A 19,476-nucleotide genomic window follows, 5' to 3' on the forward strand; every position below is an offset into this window, starting at 1 on the left:
GTCACCACTCCATCGGTTAGACCAACTTCCCCAAGTCGCAACGGGAGAGCCTAAGAACGATCGATGACTGTCCCGCGACGGCGCGCCACGGCTGCAATGGTTCCGCCTGATGCAAATTCGCCGCAGCCGAATCCGCCACCGGCCAGCATGCAAGATGATGGGCGTCATGCCAATCCGCGGTGTCAGTCCAATTGTCATTTTGCACGCAGTGCTTGCGTGCCGGCCACACCGGAATGGGGCTGAATATTGCCGCCCGGCGCCCTTCTATTGGGGGGCGAACGCGCCTATATTCCGGCGTCTTTTCCAAGAGGTAGGAATGTTTCGATCGATCTGGACCGCCGTCGTCACGGCATCGTGCATAGCTTTTTCGACCAGTCTCAATCCGGCCTCCGCGCAGGACCGTCGCGTCCCGTCGTCACCGGCCGAACTGCGGCTGTCCTATGCGCCGATCGTGCAGCGGGTACAACCGGCGGTCGTCAACGTCTATGCCGCCAAGGTGGTGCAGAACCGCAATCCGTTGCTGGACGACCCGATCTTCCGCCGCTTCTTCGGCGTGCCGGGCCAGCAACAGGAGCAGGTGCAGCGCTCGCTCGGTTCGGGCGTGATCGTCGATGCGTCCGGGCTCGTCGTCACCAACGTCCATGTCATCGAAGGCGCCGACCAAGTGAAGGTGTCGTTGTCGGACAAGCGCGAGTTCGAGGCCGAGATCGTGCTCAAGGATCCCCGCAGCGATCTCGCGGTGCTGCGCCTGAAGGATACCAAAGAGAAGTTTTCGGCTCTCGACTTCACCAATTCGGATGAGCTGATGGTCGGCGACGTCGTGCTCGCGATCGGCAATCCCTTCGGCGTCGGCCAGACCGTGACCCATGGCATCATCTCGGCGCTCGCGCGCACGCAAGTCGGCATCACCGACTACCAGTTCTTCATCCAGACCGACGCGGCGATCAATCCCGGCAATTCCGGCGGCGCGCTGGTCGACATGAATGGCAGGCTCGCCGGCATCAACACCGCGATCTATTCGCGTTCAGGTGGCTCGCAGGGCATCGGCTTCGCGATTCCTTCCAATATGGTGCGCGTTGTCGTGGCCTCCGCCAAGGGCGGCGGCAAGGCGGTGAAGCGGCCATGGCTCGGTGCAAAGTTGCAGGCGGTGACGCCCGAGATCGCCGAAAGTCTCGGCCTGCGCTCGCCGACCGGCGCGCTGGTCGCAAGCGTCGTGCCGAACGGCCCCGCGGCGAAGGCCGGGCTGAAATCCTCCGACCTCATCACCGGCATCGACGGCCAGGCCGTGGATGATCCCAATGCCTTCGACTATCGCTTCGCCACCCGGCCGCTCGGTGGCACGGCGCAGATCGACGTGCAGCGCGCCGGCAAGCCGACGAAGCTGACGGTGGCACTGGAGACCGCGCCGGATTCGGGTCGCAACGAGCTCGTCATCACCGCGCGCTCGCCGTTCCAGGGTGCGAAGGTCTCGACCATCACGCCAGCAGTTGCCGACGAGCTGCATCTCGATGCCGACACCGAAGGTGTCGTCATCACCGAACTCGGCGGTGACTCGCCTGCGGCCAGTGTCGGCTTCCAGAAAGGCGACATCATCCTCGCCGTCAACAATCAGAAGATCGGCAAGACCGACGACCTCGAGAAGGCGGCGGGGGCAAGCCAGCGGCTCTGGCGCATCACGCTGGTGCGCGGCGGCCAGCAGATCAACGTCACGCTGGGCGGATGAGTCCGAAGCGACCACAGGAGACGCCAACTCTCTTTGCCGCGGCGGGGCTCGATCACGAAGCCCCGCATCCGCTGCCGGACCGGCTGCGGCCGCGTGCGCTGTCGGAGGTGGTTGGCCAGGATCACATCCTCGGTCCCGATGGCGCGCTGACGCGCATGCTGGCGACGCGCACGCTGGGCTCGCTGGTGTTCTGGGGCCCGCCCGGCACCGGCAAGACCACGGTGGCGCGGCTGCTGGCGGATGCGACCGACCTGCATTTCGAGCAGATCTCCGCGGTGTTCTCCGGCGTCGCCGACCTCAAGAAAGCCTTTGAGGCCGCGCGTGCCCGCCGCGAGATGGGCAAGGGCACGCTCTTGTTCGTCGACGAGGTGCATCGCTTCAACCGCGCCCAGCAGGATTCGTTTCTGCCTGTGATGGAAGACGGCACGGTGGTGATGGTCGGCGCCACCACCGAGAACCCGTCCTTCGAGCTCAACGCGGCGCTTCTGTCGCGCGCACGCGTGCTGGTGTTTCATTCGCTCGACGCGGCTGCGATCGAAAAGCTGTTCGTGCATGCCGAGGACGTCGAGGGCCGCAAGCTGCCGCTGGATGCCGAGGCACGCGCGGTGCTCGTGCGCATGGCCGACGGCGATGGCCGCGCCTCGCTCACGCTCGTCGAAGAGGTCTGGCGCGCTGCCCGCAAGGACGAGATGTTCGACGCCGCGCAGTTGCAGGACATTTTGCAGCGCCGCGCGCCGATCTACGACAAGTCGGCCGATGGCCATTACAATTTGATCTCGGCGTTGCATAAGTCGGTGCGTGGCTCCGATCCCGATGCGGCGCTGTATTATTTGGCGCGCATGCTCGATGCCGGCGAGGATCCGCTGTTCCTGGCTCGCCGCGTCGTGCGCATGGCGGTCGAGGACATCGGGCTCGCCGATCCGCAGGCCCTCGTCATCGCCAATGCGGCGAAGGATGCCTTCGATTTTCTCGGGTCTCCTGAGGGCGAGCTCGCCATCGCGCAAGCCGTGGTTTATCTCGCGACCGCGCCGAAATCGAACGCGGTCTACACCGCCTTCGGCGCGGCCATGCAGACCGCCAAGCAGGCCGGCTCGCTGCTGCCGCCAAAACACATCCTCAATTCCCCGACCAAGCTGATGAAGTCGGAAGGCTACGGCGCAGCTTACGAATACGACCACGACACCCCCGACGCCTTCTCCGGTCAGGACTACTTTCCGGAGGCCCTCGGCCGTCAGACCTTCTACGACCCGCCGGAGCGCGGTTTCGAGCGGGAGATCCGCAAGCGGCTGGATTACTGGGCCAAGCTGCGGAAGGAGCGGGGCGGCTAAAGCCAAAATCGCCATTTCGCCGTGACGTGAGGCCGCTTTTGAGCTAGGCAGGCAGCCATGAGCCGCCGCATCAAGAGAATGAACCCAAAGCCCCGTTCGCGTGACGAGCGTGACGATTCACGTCCGTTCAAGGCGCGCAGCGCGAAAAAGGCCGGGCCGCGGCCCGGGGCTAAGCCGGGCGGGAAACCGCCGCGCTTTGCGGCCGAGCGCGCCGAGCGGCGTGCGCCCAAGGCTGCGTTGGAAAAGGCTGCGCTGGAAACGCCGGCCGCGGCAAAGCCCGTCGAGGTGCTGTTGCCGACCAAGGTGCAGACCGTCACGGTGACGGCCGACGAGAACAACATGCGGGTCGACCGTTTTCTCGAAGCGCGCTTTCCCGGCCTGTCGTTCTCCCACATCCAGCGCGTCGTCCGCAAAGGCGAGCTGCGCGTCGACGGCAAACGCGTCGACAGCAAGGACCGGCTGGAGGAGGGGCAGAGCGTTCGCATTCCGCCGTTGAAGCTCGACGCACCGAAGGCGGCGCCCGGCTCGCTGTCGGAAGCCGCCCAGAAGACGCTTGCCGCGCTGAAGGAGATGACGATCTACGAGGACGACGACGTTCTCGTGCTGAACAAGCCGTTCGGGCTTGCGGTGCAGGGCGGCTCCGGCACGACGCGGCACATCGATCAGATGCTGGAGGTGATGCGCGACTCCAAGGGCCAGAAGCCACGGCTTGTGCACCGGATCGACAAGGACACGGCCGGCTGTCTTCTCATCGCCAAGACGCGCTTTGCCGCCTCGCATCTGACCGGTGCCTTCCGCTCCCGGTCAGCGCGGAAAACCTATTGGGCGCTGGTGCCGGGTCTGCCGAAGCCGAAGCAGGGCCGCATCTCGACCTTCCTGGCAAAAGAGGAAAGCGAGGACGACACCATCATGCGCATCGCCCAGCATGGCGACGAGGGCGCGAGCCACGCGATCACTTACTACGCGGTGGTCGAGACCGCCGGCAACAAGCTGACCTGGGTGTCGCTGAAGCCGGTGACGGGGCGCACCCACCAGCTCCGCGCCCACATGGAGCATATCGGCCATCCCATTGTCGGCGATCCCAAATATTTCAACATCGAGAATTGGCAATTGCCGGGTGGCCTGCAAAACCGGCTGCATCTTCTGGCGCGCCGCATCGTGATCCCGCATCCCCGCGGCGGCGTGATCGACGCCACCGCGCCGCTGCCGCAGCACATGCAGCAGTCGTGGAATCTGCTCGGGTTGGACGCGAGCCGGTTTGATCCGATCGAGAACGCGCCCGAGGAGTAGGGGCGCTGTGGAGCGCGGTGTTTCTCCGGCGTCGTCCCGGCGAAGGCCGGGACCCATACCGCGGAATCTATCTGTGGCGTGCGGTCTTCGTACCGACGAACGAATTCCAACTGCTGGCCTTCGCCAAAGTTCTGCTGCGGAGTATGGGTCCCGGCCTTCGCCGGGACGACACCCGTGGTTGCGCTCCCCACTCACACACCGCTCAATTCCGAAACTGCTCCAGAAACATCCGCAAGCTGTCATGCGGGCTCTCGACATCCGTGATCAGCCAACCCTCGGGTCCGTTGACCAGAATGAAATTCAGCGTCACCCGCCGGCCGTGATTGTCGAAATTCGCCGCGACATAGGTCTTGTCGTATTGCTTGCGCAGGATTGCGACCGAGACCGGGCCGAGCTTCCAGGTCGGGCTCTGGACCAGGAAATCGTAGGGCTCGGCCCGCGGCGCGGACCACACCTTGCGTAAGGAGGGGTCGAAGAACTGCCGGGCGGTTGCGGCATCCCGCGGCAGGCCTTTGGACAATTCGGGGGCGCCTTGGCCGTAATGGGCATAGACGTTGCGCACCAGCGATTCCGGGGTCCGGAAGCCGGCCTGCGCCGCGGCCAGCCAAAGCCCGGCGAACAGGCCCACAATCCCCGCAAGTTCCCTCATTCCTGCCGCTCGCTTTATCGGCCGCCGGTCTTAGCTTAAAAGCCTAATATTCAGCGGCGGAGACCTAAAACTCAAGATGCGCGAATTGTTCGACGAGATGGCGGGGCGATCCCCGCTCGATCCGCAGGAGGCGGTCCGCCAGGCGACCCGCGTGCCGCTGCGCAAGCGCTTCTACAAGGAGGCGGGCGTGGCCGAGGCCGAGGGCGGTTTTGCCATCACACTCGACGGCAAGCCGATCCGCACGCCCTCCGGCCGCCAGGTGGCGATCCCGTCGCGGAAGCTCGCCGATGCGGTGGCCGCGGAGTGGGCGGCGCAGGAGGAGACGATCAAGCCCCTGAGCATGCCGCTGACGCGGATTGCCAACAGCGTGGTCGAGGGCGTCATTGATCGCATCGATCTCGTCACGGATGACCTTGCAAAATACTTCCAGTCCGACATGCTGTTTTATCGCGCCGGCTATCCCGATGGGCTGGTCGCAAGCGAAGCCGCGCATTGGGATCCCGTGGTGTTCTGGGCTGCGGAGAAGCTGGGCGCGCACTTCATCCTGTCCGAGGGCATCGTGCATGTGACGCAGCCGGATGGGGCCATTCAGGCCGCGCGCGCGGCACTTCCGGATGATCCCTGGTCCGTCGCGGCCCTCCACGTGATCACGACCCTGACCGGCTCGGCGCTGCTGGCCTTGGCGTTGTGCCATGGCGCCCGCGATGCCGACCAGGTCTGGGCGGCAGCCTATGTCGATGAGGACTGGAATGCCGGCAAATGGGGCGTGGACGAGGAGGCGGCCGCCCGCCGCGCCGCGCGCTTGAGGGACTTTGGGGCTGCCGTGACGGTGCTGGCGGCCGTGAAGCCAGCCGAGGCCAAAGGTCCTTAACGAGAGGTTTACGACGCAGGGGTTAGGGTGGCCCGCGCTTCCTAGGTCTCCGAGATGCCGACGCCGATAAGCTCGATCGTTCCCGTCAGTGCTGCCAGCCCTGTTGCTGATGCGGCGACGCCCGAGCTTGCCCTTCAAGCCGGCAGCGTCGTCGACGCAAAAGTGGTCAGCGTGCTCGCCGACAATCTTGTGCGGATCGCGATCGCCAACCTCTCGATGGACGTGATGTCGGAAGTGGCGCTGACACCGGGGCAGAATCTTCAGCTTGCGGTGTCGCAGAACGACGGCGGCACCATCCGGCTCGCCATCGTCGATGGCGCAGGCGGGGCAACGGCCGATCAGATTACGCTGACGCCGGGCGCAGCCTCGCTGGTCGATAGCCCGTCGATTGCGCCGTCGGTGACCACGGCCCGCAACCCTCTGACGCCGTCCGAGCAGGTCGCCGTCACCTTGGCTTCGGCCGAGGCCGCGACCAAGCAGGGCAGCCAGGCGCCGTTGTTTGCCAATCTGGCCTCAATCGTCACCGGCAGCGATTTGCCGGCCGGACTGAAGCAGGCGGTGCTGGACGTGCTGGCGCAGCAGACGCCGCTCAATGCCGGCCTCGACGGGGCCGATATCCAATCCGCCTTCCAGAAATCCGGGCTGTTGCTCGAGGCCTCGCTCGCTGCGGGCACGCCGCCATCCTCGGGCGCGGTGCCGGACTTGAAAGCGGCGCTGCTGGTGCTGCGCCAGACGCTGGCTGCGACCTCTGGTGCGCTCGAGAGCAGCGTGCCGCAGGCGGCGACGCAAGGCGCCGCGCTTCCCGCAAACTCCGTCGCCACGCCGCAGGTCGCAATTTCGCCCGCTCAGATTGCAGGCGAGGTCGCGCAGGCGGTGTTGCCGCTACCTGACGCAGAGATGGCCCAATCGCTGCAAACGCCGCGCGGCGCCAATCTCGCGGCCGCTGTGTTGGCTGACATGGCTGCTGGGGTCCCGCAGGCGGGGATCCCGCGGACGATGTCCGCTGGTCTTGCTGCAAGCCTGCTGCAAGAGGTCACGCAAAATCTGCCCCGCATGATCGGCAATGTGCCGGGCTCCAACAAGGCCGTGCCGGACGGCCACCTCTTCGAGGCGGCCGCGCGCGCGACCACGCCACCGCCGATCCGCGGCGCGCTGCCGTCGCCGCAATCCGTCGCCTCGGCGTCGCTCACGCCGGATACGCCGCTGGCTGCGACCATGCACCGCCTGCTCGACGACACCGATGCCGCGATCGCGCGGCAGACCCTGCTCCAGGTCGCCTCGCTCCCTGACCGTGTCGACGCCAGCGGCCATCGCATCGACCCAAGCGTGCCGCAGTGGAATTTCGAGATTCCGTTTGCAACGGCGCAGGGCACCGCGATGGCGCAGTTCGAGATCTCGCGCGACGGCGGCAATGAGTCTGCCGATCCTGCCAAGCGCGCCTGGCGCGCGCGCTTCTCGCTCAATGTCGAGCCGACCGGCCCGGTGCATGCGCTGATCACGCTCAACGGCGACAAGACCTTTGTACGGATGTGGGCGGAGCGGCCGGCGACCGCGCAGCAACTCCGCGCCGGCATCGGCGAGCTCAGCCAGGCGATGACGAAGGCCGAGCTCAAGCCCGGCGACATCGTGGTCCGCGACGGCACGCCGCCACAGCCGGCGCCGGCCCGCGCCGGGCACTTTCTGGATCGCGCCACATGAGCGACGCATCCAAGCTCGCTATCGCGCTGCATTACGAGAAGGGCAGCGGCGCGCCCGTCGTGGTCGCCAAGGGCAGCGGCACGATCGGCGCAAAAATCGTCGAGATCGCCAAGGCCCACGACATCCCGATCGAGGAGAACGAGGTTTTGGCCGGCGCGCTCTCCAAGGTCGAGCTCGGCGAGGAAATCCCGCCGGATCTCTACAAGGCTGTCGCCGAAGTGCTCGTGTTCATTCTGCGGCTGTCGGGGCGAGGGCGATAGCGTGCTGTCATCGTTTCACCACGATGGCGGCTGCATGGTCGCGGCGCCCTCATCGATCAACGGATACCGCTCTTGCTCACCCGCCGTTCCACCCTCGGGCTTCTTGCCGCAGCCGCTATCGTGCCGTCGCGCGCGTTCGCCCATGTCGCGCCACCGCGCAACGAGATCCGCGACAGCCTGGCAAAACGCTTCACTGACCTCGGCACGGCCGGAACCTTCGTCGGCTACAAGGTCGAGGATTACCTGATCGTTGCCAGCGACCGAGAGCGCTCGGGCGAAGCCAAGCTGCCGGCCTCGACGTTCAAGATCCCGAACTCGCTGATTGCGCTGGAGACCGGCGTTGTCGCCGATCCCGACAAGGACGTGTTTCCCTGGGATGGTGTGAAGCGCCCGATCGAAGCCTGGAACAAGGATCACACGCTGCGCAGTGCGATTCTCGTGAGTGCGGTGCCGGTCTATCAGGAGATCGCGCGGCGGATCGGGCAAGAGCGCATGCAGAAATATGTTGATCTGTTCGACTACGGCAATCGCGACATCGGCGGCGGCATCGACCAGTTCTGGCTCACTGGCGCCCTGCGCATCGATCCGATCGAGCAGATCGATTTCGTCGACCGGCTGCGCCGCCGCGCTTTGCCGATTTCCAAACGCAGCCAGGACCTCGTGGCCGATATCCTGCCGGTGACCAAGGTCGGTGATAGCATCATCCGCGCCAAGTCCGGACTGCTTGGCGCCGAGCGCGGCGCGCCGTCGCTCGGCTGGATGGTCGGCTGGGCCGAGAAGGGCGAAGCGCACACCGTGTTCGCGCTCAACATGGATTGCGGCGAGCCGCGCCTCGTCGGCGAGCGCATGCCGCTGACGCAAGCCTGCCTTGCCGATATCGGCGCGATCTGATCCCACCACGCTGGCGCCCATTGCGCTGCTCGACTAGCATCGTCCTGACCAAGAAAGAAAAAAGGTCGGGAGGAAACGATGAAGTCAACGCCGCTCTGGCTGTCGTCGCTCACGCTTGCCGCCGCGGGCGGCTGGCTTGCCGCGACGATGTTTGCAGCACCTGCCACCAGCAAGGAGCCGCGCTTTCCGCAGCTCACCATGGATCAGCTCAACGAGAAGCAGAAGCCGCTCGGCGAGCAGATCATGAAGGTGTCGAGCGTCGGCATCGGCGGTCCCTACAATCCGATGATCCGCAGTCCCGTGCTCGGCCAACGCCTGTTCGACCTGTTCTACTATCTACGTTGGGAAACCTCGGTCCCGACCAAGCTCAACGAGTTTGCGATTCTGATCATCGGCCGGCAGTGGCGCTCGCAGGTGGAGTGGTTCGCCCACGCGCCCCTGGCGGCGAAGGCGGGCCTGTCGCCCGACATCATCGCCGAGCTGAAGGCCAACAAGCGGCCGTCGGCCATGGCCGAGGACGAGGCGGTGGTCTACGACTTCGTCACTGAACTCACCACGACGAAAAAGGTCTCCGACGAGACCTACGCGCGGGCGAAGAAGGTGTTCAACGATCAGCAGATCGTCGATCTCAGCGCGGTCGCCGGCAATTACGTGATGGTCGCGATGCTGCTCGCCATGGCCGAGGAGACCACACCGCCGGACAAGCAGGAGCCATTCAAGCCCGGCGAGCCGTAGGACTCGTCATTGCGAGGAGCCTGCGACAAATTGCGATACTGTAGGGTGGGCAAAGGCGCGCAGCGTCGTGCCCACCATCTCTCGACACCGTGGCTCTGCAATTTGGTGGGCACGCTTCGCTTTGCCCACCCTACGCCATCGGTGCAAGTCACGCAGTCTCAACCCAGCTTGAAGAGCGCCTGGAGGAAATCCACCACGGCCTTGCGCGACTCGGCGGCGGTCGCGGGATTGCCGCCGACATGCGGGTCGAGCTCGATGCAGGAATCCTTGTAGGCGAAGGGCGCTTGCGTGTCGGCATTCATCAGCACACCGCCGTCGCCTTCGCGGATGTGGCAGTTGCGCGCGGTCTGGGCGCCGGTGGAGACGGTCACGGTGTTGACGCCCAGCAGGCCGCTGTCGAACCCGTGCGCGCTGTCAGGATATTCGGTCAGCACCACGTCGCGGCCGGCCGCCTTGAGCCGCTCGACGAAAGCCTTGCAGCTCTTCACCGGATTGTAGTCGTCCGGCGTGCCGTGGAAGATCCGGATCGGACGCGCCGCGACCTCGGTGTCGGTCTGATATGTCGTCGAGCAGTCCGGATAGAACGGGATGTAAGCGGCGAACTGGACGCCGGACTTGTTCCAGAGCTTGTTGAAGCGGTCGAGGCTCGCATAGAGCGCCGCCTGTCCGCCGCGTGAAAAGCCCATCAGCACGATGTGATCGGGGTCGACGCGGGGATGCTTCGCCAGAATGTCCAGCGAGCGGTAGATGTCGATGATCAGATTGAGCCGGCCCAGCAGGGCCTGGTTCGGTCCGACCACCGTCAGGCCGCGGCCGGTAAAGCCGTCGATCACGAAGGTCGAGATGCCCATCGCATTGAATTCGTGCACCCAGGCCTCAGTGGTGGCGCCGACGCCGCTCGAGCCGTGCATCAGCACCACGACGGGGAGTTTTCCGGTGCCTTGCGCGACGCGGAATTCGCCCGCAACCGTCACCGGCTTGGCGGCCGCCGCATCGCCGCTGAGGAATTGCTGGTCGGAAAGGGTGAGCGAGGGGATCGGGAAGATCTCGGTCCGGACAGCGGCTTCCTTGGGAAGGGATTGCGCATTGGCGCCAATGCCGGCGAACAGCATGGAGATGCAAAGCGCCATGACGCGGAATGCCGTTGGCATCGGATCCTCCCTTGTGATTTTTTCTGAGTAGAACAACGGATCCGCGCGCTGTCAATTTGACGCGCATCCGCCTCAGGCGGGACCGGGCTGCTTCTTCACCGCCAGCGCCTGGTCGATCGCAAAGCCGCCGATCTCGCTCATCGCCTGCGAGATCACGTCGCCTTTTTTCGCAAAGCCGCCCGAGAGATAATCGAACTGTGTCCGCGCCAGCCGCAGCACCTCGATCGGCACCGAGACCACGGTCTCGTTGAAGCTGTCGACGGAGGCGTGCAGCGTCGCGAGCTCGGTGGTGAGCTTGCCGATATGGCTTTCCGCATCCTGCATCAGGCCGAGCAGCTTGCCGCGCTCGGCGTCGAACGCGGCACGCTCGGCGGCCGCAGCCGCAGTCACCTCCGCGAGTTGCGTCCGCAGCGCGGCGATCTGGCCGACCATGGCATCAGAGGCAAGCTCAGCGGCTTCGTGCCGCTCGGCGTTACGTGTGCTCTCTTCCTGCGCCTGGTGATAGAGCCGCTCGGCCGTCATCGCCCGCTGCGTCAGCGACTCGATCAGGCTTGCGGCACGCAGCAGCATCTCGCCGTTCCGCCCCGACACCATGCTGGCCATCCGCCGCAGGAAGTCGGTGGTTTCGGACGATGAGTTCGGCGGCAGGGGGACGACCTTGGCGGACATGAGGTGATGCTTGCAGCCAGACGTGATGACCGCCGCCGTACCGACTGAGCTCACGCAACATTCGGCGCCTGATCGAAAGAGGAGCAAGCCTGAATCGGCTGCCTCGGTCAACCGGCGAGGGCCGACAAAATGGCGGCAATCCCGCCGCCAAAGCGCGCAGGCCTCAAGCGCCTTTCTGCCGCCCGATCCGACCCATATGGGTGAAGCCGAAGCCTGCGGAGTATTTCAGGCCATAGCCGAGCGCCCGGTCGATGCCGATATGGGCAAGCCAGATCAAGGCGATGGACAGGGTCAGGGGCGAGGCAAAGCCGAAGCCCAGCGTCATCAGTGTCATCGGCGCCATGTAGCTGTGGGCGGTGTTGTAGACGATGGCCCCAAATCGCGCATCCGACAGATAGGCCAGGAAGCTCAGATCGGGGACGAAGAAGAGCAGGACGTAAATCAGCCAGGAGCCGCCCCAGGCCGCATACAGCGCCGTCATGCCGAGGAACAGGGTCAGCCCCTCCAGCCGCAGCAGGAGCCTGACGCCACCGGTCGCCGCGCCGGTCTCGTGCTTGGGCTCACCCGTGGCCTCATCCATGGTCGCCTCCCCAGGCAATACTTTGTAATCGCTGACGGTTTTTCGCAGGGGTAAGGCAGGCCTGCGAGGCCGAAAGGCGCTTCCCGGCCCGCAAAATGCCGTGTTAGAACGCCCATCACTTAAGGCTTAAGACCTGGCGGGAGCAAATGAAGAATATTCTGGACGCCCTTGAAGACCGTCGTGCCGGCGCAAAGCTCGGTGGCGGCGAGAAGCGCATCGAGGCGCAGCACGCCCGCGGCAAGCTGACCGCGCGCGAGCGTATCGAGCTTCTGCTCGACAAGGGATCGTTCGAGGAGTTCGACATGTTCGTCGAGCACCGCTCCACCGAGTTCGGCATGGAGAAGAACAAGATTCCCGGCGATGGCGTCGTCACCGGCTGGGGCACCGTCAACGGCCGCAAGACGTTTGTCTTCGCCAAGGACTTCACGGTGTTCGGCGGATCGCTGTCCGAGACCCACGCGCTGAAGATCACAAAACTCCAGGACATGGCGATGAAGGCGAGGGCGCCCATCATCGGCCTCTATGACGCGGGCGGCGCGCGCATCCAGGAAGGCGTCGCCGCGCTTGCCGGCTACTCCTACGTGTTCCGCCGCAACGTGCTCGCCTCGGGCGTGATCCCGCAGATCTCCGTCATCATGGGCCCCTGCGCCGGCGGCGACGTCTATTCGCCGGCCATGACCGACTTCATCTTCATGGTGAAGAACACCAGCTACATGTTCGTCACCGGCCCCGACGTGGTGAAGACCGTGACCAACGAGGTCGTCACCGCGGAAGAGCTCGGCGGCGCCTCGGTGCACGCCACGCGCTCCTCGATCGCCGACGGCGCCTTCGAGAACGACGTCGAGACGCTCTTGCAGATGCGGCGCCTGATCGACTTCCTGCCGTCCAACAACACCGACGGCGTGCCGGAGTGGCCGAGCTTCGACGACATCGGCCGCGTCGACATGTCCTTGGACACGCTGATCCCCGACAATCCGAACAAGCCCTACGACATGAAGGAATTGATCCTGAAGGTCGTGGACGAGGGTGATTTCTTCGAGATCGCGGACTCCTTTGCCAAGAACATCGTCACCGGCTTCGGCCGCATCGCCGGCCGCACCGTCGGCTTCGTCGCCAACCAGCCGATGGTGCTGGCCGGCGTGCTCGACAGCGATGCATCACGGAAGGCCGCGCGCTTCGTGCGTTTCTGCGATGCCTTCAATATCCCGATCGTCACCTTCGTCGACGTGCCGGGCTTCCTGCCCGGCACCGCGCAGGAATATGGCGGCCTGATCAAGCATGGCGCGAAACTCCTGTTCGCCTACTCGCAGTGCACCGTGCCGCTGGTCACCATCATCACCCGCAAGGCCTATGGCGGCGCCTTCGACGTCATGGCGTCGAAGGAAATCGGCGCCGACATGAACTACGCTTGGCCGACCGCCCAGATCGCCGTGATGGGCGCCAAGGGCGCGGTCGAGATCATCTTCCGCAGTGACATCGGCGATCCAGACAAGATCGCCGCCCGCACCAAGGAATACGAAGACCGCTTCCTGTCGCCTTTCATCGCCGCTGAGCGCGGTTACATCGACGACGTCATCATGCCGCACTCGACCCGCAAGCGGATCGCAAGGGCGCTGTCGATGCTGAAGGACAAGAAGGTGGAGACGCCGGCGAAGAAGCACGACAATTTGCCGTTGTGAGGGCGCAATGAAGATCGAAGAATTTAAACTATCCCTTCGTAACTCACTGCAAAAGATAAGCACCCACAACAATTGGAGCTTCGATAATGTGAAACATCGAGGCATGGCTTTCGAGGATTGGTGTTTCAATCTCTTCTGCGAGCGGTACCCGGCCGCGGATAACAAGGCTGATCAATGCGTCATTCGTGGCGATGATGCGGGAGTTGATATCTTCTTTGAGAGTAAGGAAACCGAGGAAATATATATCCTTCAGTGCAAGCACCCGAAGATAGCTGCTTCAGATCCGATACATGAGGATGAAGTAAAGACATTCTTTTCAAACTACGAACTGTTGGCGAGCCGAAAATATCTGGATCAGCGGAAAACCAAGAATCCGAAAATCTTGGAGTTGGGGTCTGAATTCGAGTATTGGCTCAAACAACGATATGTAATTAGCTTCATATTCATAAGTACTGGGGAGGCGACCGAGAAAACATCAGCACTAGTCGATGCATTCAACGAGCGGTTTCAAGGTGCGAGCGTAAAGTTCGACGTTTGGGATATCTCAGAATTGCGCGATGAATATGTTTCGGTTCAAAGCATTGAAGAAAAATATCCGGACAATGTCGCCTTAGTGCTTGCGGACGGACATTTCATGCAGCCCGACGGAGAGTTGGACAATCTGACTTTTGCTCTTCGCGGTACGGCTCTGAAAGACCTCGCAATCGAGCACAAAGACAGTCTTTTCAATTGGAATATTCGCCGTTTCCTCGGGCGTAAGGGTGAGGTGAATACTGGCTTGACCGAGACTCTAGCTAAGGAGCCAAAGCATTTTTATTATTACAATAATGGTATCTCGGCTCTTTGCGAGAGTTTTGACTTTGACGCGAAATCAAAGAAGCTTCTAATCCGCAAACTTCAGGTCGTTAATGGCGCGCAAACGCTTGGCGCGATCAAGCATGCAAGTAACGAGGCCCTCAAGGATGTCTTGGTGCTCGTAAAGCTGACGGCCGTGAAGCATGCCCATCGCGAGAAAGGCATCGCAGCCTCACTTATTAAGACAAACAACACTCAGAATACATTGCGGGCTCCAGACTTCCGTTCGAACGATAAGATTCAGCTCTGGTTAGAGGCGAAATTCAAGGCGACGAAGCCGCGTGGCGAACTCGGGCAGATCGCGTATGGCAGAAAGCGGCCTTATCCAAGATCGAATTCATCGCAAATGGTGCTGAAGCTCCAGGATTTAGGCAAGATAAGGTACGCTTGGTATCATGATCCAAGAATACCGATCTCAGATCCGGCCAAGTTGTTTCAGCTTCCCGAAGAGAATGGCCTGTATGGTTATTCGTTCGGGGCTGATGGCGATCTGGTGGACGTTTGGAGTGATGAGCAATTCCGGGATGCTCTGCTGGCGATCCACGTGTTTCGTCGAATTGAGCGCGAGCTCGAGGGGCTCCAAGAAAAGCACGATGATCTAAAGCAAGTATCTCGACTGAAATATTACGGATTGAAACTATTCAAGCTTTATTGTGACCAATTGATCCCTGTGAGCGGTCAGGCCTCATGGGAGGACTTGTATGCTTTCGGCGCGAAATTCAATTCGTTCTTTGATAGGGCGAAGAAGGTGATCAACGTGACTTTGTCGCAATCCTACAGAGAGATGCTAGTCAGGGAAGAGGGAACAGCTTTCTCGCTTCCCCGTGACGCCAAGGTCTGGGACTCGGTAAGGCGAAAGTTTGAAGATAATCTCGCGCTTGTGAGAGAAATGGATGTTACCTCTTGATAGAGGTCTGATCGGTTAGTTCCTGCTCAAGCTTTTCAAGCTGAAAGCGCCACCAATATACGGCTTCACGGAAAAGTTGGCCTCCATCTCTGCCTGACTCTTTGTGAAGTAAGCCTTCGTCGTCGATCTCAACGCCGAATTCGTACGTCTTGAGAAGATTGTTTCTTTCTTGCTCGACAAAGTCCCAAAAGATCGCATTTTCGGCTCTGTTCCGTTTCCAGCTCTCCCAGGTGGCGTTAATTATTCTGCGATGCTGATCAGATGTGGTGCCGTCGATCTTGTCTAAGACATGTCCGACAGTCCTAAGAAGAGCTAAGCCCGCAAACCAATAGATTCTCCACTCGGGATGATCGTCATCTAGATCAGAGTTCTGAAGCTGAAAAAGAATACCTACGCATTCGTAAAATGGCTTCCATGCCTTGAGTGTTGTTCTTGACGAGATGCGAGTGAAGATGTCGCTGCGTCTTGGAATGAACGATTTTACGAGGGCGATCATGGGATGAAGTCCCGGACGACATTTGTGCGAGTTGATTATCCGTCCTTGTTAGGCACAGCACGCAATTTGCCATTGTAGTCGGCCTGCGCGACTCAAATCGTAGCCAACTCTCAAATCTTGGCAAATTCGCTTCATGCACATATACTGGCATCAATCTGAAAATTGCATACCATGCTCAATGACCGAAGACGATCCGCCCGACGAGATTTCAGACATCGAAGCGCGGATCGAGGCGCTGGCTGAGATCGCCGAGCGGTGCCGGAAGTACATCCTGGCGTCCAAGATCGCCATTGGCGGCGGCGCTGCGCTGTTGTTGATCGCGATCCTCGGTCTGCTCGGATCAGGTCAGACCGCCGCGCTCGGATCGATCGCGTTGGTGCTGGGTGGGATCGTCTCATTCGGCTCGAACATCAGCACGTTGCGGCAGACCGAAAGTGCCATCGGCGCCGCGGAGGTGCTTCGGGCTCAACTGATCAGCAGGATCGACCTTCGCGTGGTCGCGGATGCGCCGATGAAGCTGGTCTGACGCGCCGCTTGGCGGGCGCTCACACACGTCACGCCGCAGCCTTGTGCGTCAGGACCTGCAACTCCGCGCCGCATTCGGCTGCGAACGCTTGAAGTCGTTGCGCGATTTGCTGGTCGAGGATCGCCTTCGCCAGCCGCTCGGTGCGAGCGATTTTCTCTCTAAGATAAGCGATGCGGGCCATGTATCACCTTCCGCCGGGATAATTGACACAAATTGCTTCGTTTCTGCCGCTGTGACCCTATGGCTGTCGCCGGGTTAATTATGTGCGGCGCGTCACGCCCCGTTGCGCGCCGCATCTGCTGCCGCGAAATGCGCCATCTGGTCTGCGTGGGCTTTGGCGAAGGCCGGGCGGGCCGTGGCGCGCGCGACGTAGTCGCGGCAGGCAGGACTGTCCGTCAGCCCGTCGAAGCGCTCGACGACGCGCAGCACGTCCGACATCAGGATGTCGGCGACGGAGAAGGAGCCGGCCAGCCATTCGCGGTCAGCGAGCACCATCTCCATGCGCTTGAGGCGAAGCTTGAGGAAGTCGTCGAAGAATTTCGATCCCGGCTCGCCCATGAACTTCAGCATCGTCCACGGCAGGCTCGCCATCTCCACCGAATTGAGCGCGCCGAACACCCATTCCGTCGCTTCGCTGCGGCCGCGCGGATCGGCCGGCAGCAGCGCGTCGCTGAGCCCGCCGAGATGCAGCAGGATTGCGCCAGTCTCGAAGATCGAGAGATCGCCATCGGTCAGCCATGGCGCCTGGCCGAACGGCTGGTGCGCCAGATGCGCAGGCCCGCGGTCGTCGAACGGCGTGCTGGCGACACGATAGGGCAAGGCAGCCTCTTCGAGCGCCCAGCGCACACGAAGGTCGCGTACATAGCCGCGCGGCGGCCGGGGAACCCAATCGTAGGTGATCAAGGTGAGGTCGGCCATGCGGTGTCTCCGTGCTGTCTCAAGCATAGGACGGACGGAGGCGCCGCGTTCCGACATGGGGGCGACGTTTTTTCTCCGAAGGCGGAGACCGTAGGGTGGGCAAAGGCGCACTTGCGCCGTGCCCACCATCTCTTGGCTGGCGACAGAATTGGTGGGCACGCTCCGCTTTGCCCACCCTACAAGGCCGCTGGGTTTTGCTTACTGCCCCAGCTTCGCAAGCTTCCCTTGCTTCGCCGCCTCGACCGCGCGCTCCGCGTCCTCCGGCAGCAGTATCCGCTCCGCCACCTGCCGTGCGGCCTCACGCTTCACCGCCGCCACATATGCTCCATCATCCGCATATCGCTCGGCAATCGACAGCCTGGGATCGCGCACTTCCTTTCGCGCCGCCTCGGTCGGTGCGAACGGCACCACTGCGCCTTGCAGCGGATAGAGCGCGGTTGGCCCAAATCCTATCGCGCGCGGATTCCACGCAGTGTAGGTCGCACGTGGCACCGCCAATGCGAGCTGGCGAATGCCGGCGATGGCCATGCCGTCATCGTCCGCTTTCGGCACGAACACGGGATAGCGGCCGATCTCCTTCGGTGGCAGCACGCTCTGGTCGGAGAAGGCGGCGAGCGTGTGGATGCCGGCGTAGGGCAGGCCGGGGATATCCGTCGGCACGGCGCCTTGCGCCGAGACCAGCGTGCCGTGGGCGCGCATGGGGACGCGGCTTGCGGGCGGTTTGATGCCGTCGCTGATCCAGGCATTGAGGTCGGTGAGCAGCGCGCGCATCGGCATGCCCGCATGCATCGGGTTTTGCGGCAGCGACATTGCCGGCAGGCCCTTCTTCATCACGTCGGCGGGTTCCGCGAAATGCGGCGTGCCAGCGATCATGTAGGCACGGACGTTGTCGGGGAGGTCGAGATGGTTGCCGGCGAGATCAGTCACCAGCAGCGAGGCGTGCGAGGCCCACCATTCGTGCTCGCTGTCGGTCTGCATCACCTTGGGACAGGTGACCGAGAGCGAACAGCGGCGGAGTACGCCGTCGGTCTTGCCGGAGTAGGGATCGCTCAGCGTCGCATAGGTGAAGGGGAAGAGATCGGCCTGCCACGCCGGATCCTGCGGATGGCGCGGGTTGCGGCCGGGCTGGCCGAAGCGGACATTGGTCGCCATGCGCCGCGTGCCGGCGACGTGGGGCATCAGGCCGTCGAACACCATGCGGCCTGAGAGATCCTCGTTGAAGCCGAGATAGAGGTAGTCGCGCAGGAAGCGGCCGGATTGCGAGACGCCGAAGCCGATGGCGCGGCTGACCGACGGATGCAGACCGTCGAGCAGCGGGTTCGCCGGCGTCTCGTCGTGGCGGAGGAAGCTGACGACGTCGCGCACGGCGGCATAGCCCATGCCGAGCGGTACCGGTTCGCGCGCGGTGTAGGTGATCTCGTAGAGCGCGCCGGCATCAAAGCCGTCGGGCCGGGTGATCTCCACCGTCACGGGATCGACGAGTTTTGCCGCGAGGCCGGACGGCGTCTGTCGCCGATCGGCCCAGGCGGCGCGCACGGTGACGTTGAGATTGGAAGCATCCGCCGCCGGCCAGGTCAGCGCCGCGCGCGCCGGGCTCGTGGTGTTGTCGAACACGAATTCTTCGCGCGCGGGGCCGGTGACGCCCTTGAGCACCGGTGCGGCCATCGCAAGCTGGCCGGGCTTGGAGGGAATCTCGCCCTGCCAGCCGACCCAAACCATCGTGTAGCCTTGGCGGTGCAGGAAGCCGATGCCGGCATCCTCGGCCGTGTCCGCGTTGTTGGCGCCGGGCTGGGCGGAATCGTCGAACAGTTGCGGCGCGAGCTTGCGGCCGCGGTTGGGCACCTCCAGCAGCAGCGTGCCGTTGCCGTGCGTGGGATCGGTCGGCCGCAGGATCACGACGTCGGCGGTGGCTTCGACCTTGCCGTCGGCGTTGCGCGGGGCGAGCGCGAGATCGGTGATGACGGCGTTGCGGTCGTCCGACGGGTTGAGCGCGAAGGTGGCGCGCGCGGTGATGCGCTCATAGGTGCCGACATTGCCAAAGCTGCGTCCGGCGAAAGCCGGCACGCGTTCCTGGACGTCGACGCGGACGATTTCGGCGCGCAAGGCGAGGGGCCACAACGAGGCGATCGCAACGAGGCCCGTGATGATCCTGCGCATGGCCGTTCCTTCCCTTGATTAGCGCGGCTGCTAGTTCCGTCGCGCGGGCTTTTTGTTGCCGCCACTATAACCGGCTATGCTGGCGCCAAACAA

At 63.2% G+C, this 19,476-nt stretch carries 19 protein-coding genes; 11 read left to right on the plus strand and 8 right to left on the minus strand.

The genetic code is table 11. The annotated features are described in order from the left end of the window. Positions 1-316 precede the first annotated feature (316 nt). From UB31_RS27495 to UB31_RS27505, 3 genes are read left to right on the plus strand one after another with little or no spacing between them, the layout of a single operon-like run. Positions 317-1,723, plus strand: a complete 1,407-nt coding sequence (locus tag UB31_RS27495) for a DegQ family serine endoprotease (protein ID WP_045013113.1) — start codon at positions 317-319, stop codon at positions 1,721-1,723. Beyond that, positions 1,720-3,051: a replication-associated recombination protein A gene (locus tag UB31_RS27500; protein ID WP_045008190.1), complete on the plus strand. Its 1,332-nt coding sequence runs from the start codon at positions 1,720-1,722 to the stop codon at positions 3,049-3,051. Before UB31_RS27495 ends, UB31_RS27500 begins: the two co-directional genes overlap by 4 nt. A 57-nt stretch (positions 3,052-3,108) precedes the next feature. After that, positions 3,109-4,341 (plus strand): RluA family pseudouridine synthase, encoded by a 1,233-nt coding sequence (locus tag UB31_RS27505; protein WP_045013114.1) that lies wholly within the window; start codon positions 3,109-3,111, stop codon positions 4,339-4,341. A gap of 202 nt (positions 4,342-4,543) precedes the next feature. Here the strand turns inward: UB31_RS27505 and UB31_RS27510 are convergent, their stop codons facing one another. Beyond that, positions 4,544-4,990, minus strand: coding sequence for a hypothetical protein (locus UB31_RS27510; protein WP_045013115.1), 447 nt, complete (start codon positions 4,988-4,990; stop codon positions 4,544-4,546). A gap of 76 nt (positions 4,991-5,066) precedes the next feature. Between UB31_RS27510 and UB31_RS27515 the strand changes: the two genes are divergently transcribed. The 5 genes from UB31_RS27515 (at position 5,067) to UB31_RS27535 (ending at position 9,445) form a co-directional block, all read left to right on the plus strand. After that, positions 5,067-5,861 carry an ATP12 family chaperone protein gene (locus tag UB31_RS27515; protein WP_045013116.1) on the plus strand — a complete coding sequence of 265 codons (795 nt, stop codon included), beginning with the start codon at positions 5,067-5,069 and terminating at the stop codon, positions 5,859-5,861. Positions 5,862-5,915: 54 nt separating this feature from the next. Next, complete coding sequence (gene fliK / locus UB31_RS27520) at positions 5,916-7,559, plus strand: flagellar hook-length control protein FliK (protein ID WP_045013117.1); 1,644 nt, start codon at positions 5,916-5,918, stop codon at positions 7,557-7,559. Next, a complete protein-coding gene (locus tag UB31_RS27525) occupies positions 7,556-7,819 on the plus strand; it encodes an EscU/YscU/HrcU family type III secretion system export apparatus switch protein (RefSeq protein ID WP_045013118.1) in 264 nt (87 codons plus the stop codon). The genes fliK and UB31_RS27525 overlap by 4 nt, the downstream gene beginning before the upstream one ends. Positions 7,820-7,891: 72 nt before the next feature. Continuing rightward, positions 7,892-8,710, plus strand: coding sequence for a penicillin-binding transpeptidase domain-containing protein (locus tag UB31_RS27530; protein ID WP_045013119.1), 819 nt, complete (start codon positions 7,892-7,894; stop codon positions 8,708-8,710). Positions 8,711-8,788: 78 nt separating this feature from the next. Further along, positions 8,789-9,445, plus strand: a complete 657-nt coding sequence (locus UB31_RS27535; protein WP_045013120.1) for a carboxymuconolactone decarboxylase family protein — start codon at positions 8,789-8,791, stop codon at positions 9,443-9,445. Positions 9,446-9,603: 158 nt separating this feature from the next. Here the strand turns inward: UB31_RS27535 and UB31_RS27540 are convergent, their stop codons facing one another. From UB31_RS27540 to UB31_RS27550, 3 genes are all read right to left on the minus strand, one after another. Beyond that, positions 9,604-10,596, minus strand: coding sequence for a dienelactone hydrolase family protein (locus tag UB31_RS27540; protein WP_045013121.1), 993 nt, complete (start codon positions 10,594-10,596; stop codon positions 9,604-9,606). A 72-nt stretch (positions 10,597-10,668) separates the two neighbouring features. Continuing rightward, on the minus strand, positions 10,669-11,265 hold the full coding sequence (locus UB31_RS27545; RefSeq protein ID WP_045013156.1) for a hypothetical protein: 597 nt from the start codon (positions 11,263-11,265) through the stop codon (positions 10,669-10,671). A 163-nt stretch (positions 11,266-11,428) separates the two neighbouring features. Next, on the minus strand, positions 11,429-11,845 hold the full coding sequence (locus tag UB31_RS27550; protein ID WP_045013122.1) for a DUF4260 domain-containing protein: 417 nt from the start codon (positions 11,843-11,845) through the stop codon (positions 11,429-11,431). 146 nt (positions 11,846-11,991) lie between these two features. On the opposite strand from UB31_RS27550, the gene UB31_RS27555 reads away from it, so the two are divergent. Then, positions 11,992-13,524 (plus strand): acyl-CoA carboxylase subunit beta, encoded by a 1,533-nt coding sequence (locus tag UB31_RS27555; protein WP_008143082.1) that lies wholly within the window; start codon positions 11,992-11,994, stop codon positions 13,522-13,524. Between the two features lie 7 nt (positions 13,525-13,531). Then, the gene (locus UB31_RS27560; RefSeq protein WP_045013123.1) at positions 13,532-15,286 is read left to right on the plus strand and encodes an AIPR family protein; all 1,755 of its coding nucleotides are present in this window, start codon (positions 13,532-13,534) and stop codon (positions 15,284-15,286) included. On the opposite strand, the gene UB31_RS27565 is transcribed toward UB31_RS27560, so the two are convergent. Next, positions 15,276-15,782: a hypothetical protein gene (locus tag UB31_RS27565; RefSeq protein WP_045013124.1), complete on the minus strand. Its 507-nt coding sequence runs from the start codon at positions 15,780-15,782 to the stop codon at positions 15,276-15,278. The genes UB31_RS27560 and UB31_RS27565 overlap by 11 nt on opposite strands. Before the next feature lie 178 nt (positions 15,783-15,960). Between UB31_RS27565 and UB31_RS27570 the strand changes: the two genes are divergently transcribed. Further along, a complete protein-coding gene (locus tag UB31_RS27570; RefSeq protein WP_045013125.1) occupies positions 15,961-16,308 on the plus strand; it encodes a hypothetical protein in 348 nt (115 codons plus the stop codon). A gap of 28 nt (positions 16,309-16,336) precedes the next feature. Here UB31_RS27570 and UB31_RS42255 read toward each other — a convergent pair whose 3' ends face one another. The 3 genes from UB31_RS42255 to UB31_RS27580 form a co-directional block, all read right to left on the minus strand. Further along, positions 16,337-16,489: a hypothetical protein gene (locus UB31_RS42255; RefSeq protein ID WP_197087453.1), complete on the minus strand. Its 153-nt coding sequence runs from the start codon at positions 16,487-16,489 to the stop codon at positions 16,337-16,339. A gap of 92 nt (positions 16,490-16,581) precedes the next feature. Further along, positions 16,582-17,226, minus strand: coding sequence for a glutathione S-transferase family protein (locus UB31_RS27575; protein ID WP_045013126.1), 645 nt, complete (start codon positions 17,224-17,226; stop codon positions 16,582-16,584). Positions 17,227-17,424: 198 nt separating this feature from the next. Next, positions 17,425-19,383, minus strand: a complete 1,959-nt coding sequence (locus UB31_RS27580; RefSeq protein ID WP_045013127.1) for an alpha/beta hydrolase domain-containing protein — start codon at positions 19,381-19,383, stop codon at positions 17,425-17,427. Positions 19,384-19,476 lie beyond the last annotated feature (93 nt).

Origin of the sequence: Bradyrhizobium sp. LTSP849 (assembly GCF_000938255.1) — a bacterium.
Classification (GTDB): Bacteria; Pseudomonadota; Alphaproteobacteria; order Rhizobiales; family Xanthobacteraceae; genus Bradyrhizobium.

Coding starts and splice junctions, on each gene's coding strand:
- UB31_RS27495 (WP_045013113.1), top strand. CDS start 317: ATGTTTCGATCGATCTGGACCGCCGTCGTCACGGCATCGTGCATAGCT.
- UB31_RS27500 (WP_045008190.1), top strand. CDS start 1,720: ATGAGTCCGAAGCGACCACAGGAGACGCCAACTCTCTTTGCCGCGGCG.
- UB31_RS27505 (WP_045013114.1), top strand. CDS start 3,109: ATGAGCCGCCGCATCAAGAGAATGAACCCAAAGCCCCGTTCGCGTGAC.
- UB31_RS27510 (WP_045013115.1), bottom strand. CDS start 4,990: ATGAGGGAACTTGCGGGGATTGTGGGCCTGTTCGCCGGGCTTTGGCTG.
- UB31_RS27515 (WP_045013116.1), top strand. CDS start 5,067: ATGCGCGAATTGTTCGACGAGATGGCGGGGCGATCCCCGCTCGATCCG.
- fliK (WP_045013117.1), top strand. CDS start 5,916: ATGCCGACGCCGATAAGCTCGATCGTTCCCGTCAGTGCTGCCAGCCCT.
- UB31_RS27525 (WP_045013118.1), top strand. CDS start 7,556: ATGAGCGACGCATCCAAGCTCGCTATCGCGCTGCATTACGAGAAGGGC.
- UB31_RS27535 (WP_045013120.1), top strand. CDS start 8,789: ATGAAGTCAACGCCGCTCTGGCTGTCGTCGCTCACGCTTGCCGCCGCG.
- UB31_RS27540 (WP_045013121.1), bottom strand. CDS start 10,596: ATGCCAACGGCATTCCGCGTCATGGCGCTTTGCATCTCCATGCTGTTC.
- UB31_RS27545 (WP_045013156.1), bottom strand. CDS start 11,265: ATGTCCGCCAAGGTCGTCCCCCTGCCGCCGAACTCATCGTCCGAAACC.
- UB31_RS27550 (WP_045013122.1), bottom strand. CDS start 11,845: ATGGATGAGGCCACGGGTGAGCCCAAGCACGAGACCGGCGCGGCGACC.
- UB31_RS27555 (WP_008143082.1), top strand. CDS start 11,992: ATGAAGAATATTCTGGACGCCCTTGAAGACCGTCGTGCCGGCGCAAAG.
- UB31_RS27560 (WP_045013123.1), top strand. CDS start 13,532: ATGAAGATCGAAGAATTTAAACTATCCCTTCGTAACTCACTGCAAAAG.
- UB31_RS27565 (WP_045013124.1), bottom strand. CDS start 15,782: ATGATCGCCCTCGTAAAATCGTTCATTCCAAGACGCAGCGACATCTTC.
- UB31_RS27570 (WP_045013125.1), top strand. CDS start 15,961: ATGACCGAAGACGATCCGCCCGACGAGATTTCAGACATCGAAGCGCGG.
- UB31_RS42255 (WP_197087453.1), bottom strand. CDS start 16,489: ATGGCCCGCATCGCTTATCTTAGAGAGAAAATCGCTCGCACCGAGCGG.
- UB31_RS27575 (WP_045013126.1), bottom strand. CDS start 17,226: ATGGCCGACCTCACCTTGATCACCTACGATTGGGTTCCCCGGCCGCCG.
- UB31_RS27580 (WP_045013127.1), bottom strand. CDS start 19,383: ATGCGCAGGATCATCACGGGCCTCGTTGCGATCGCCTCGTTGTGGCCC.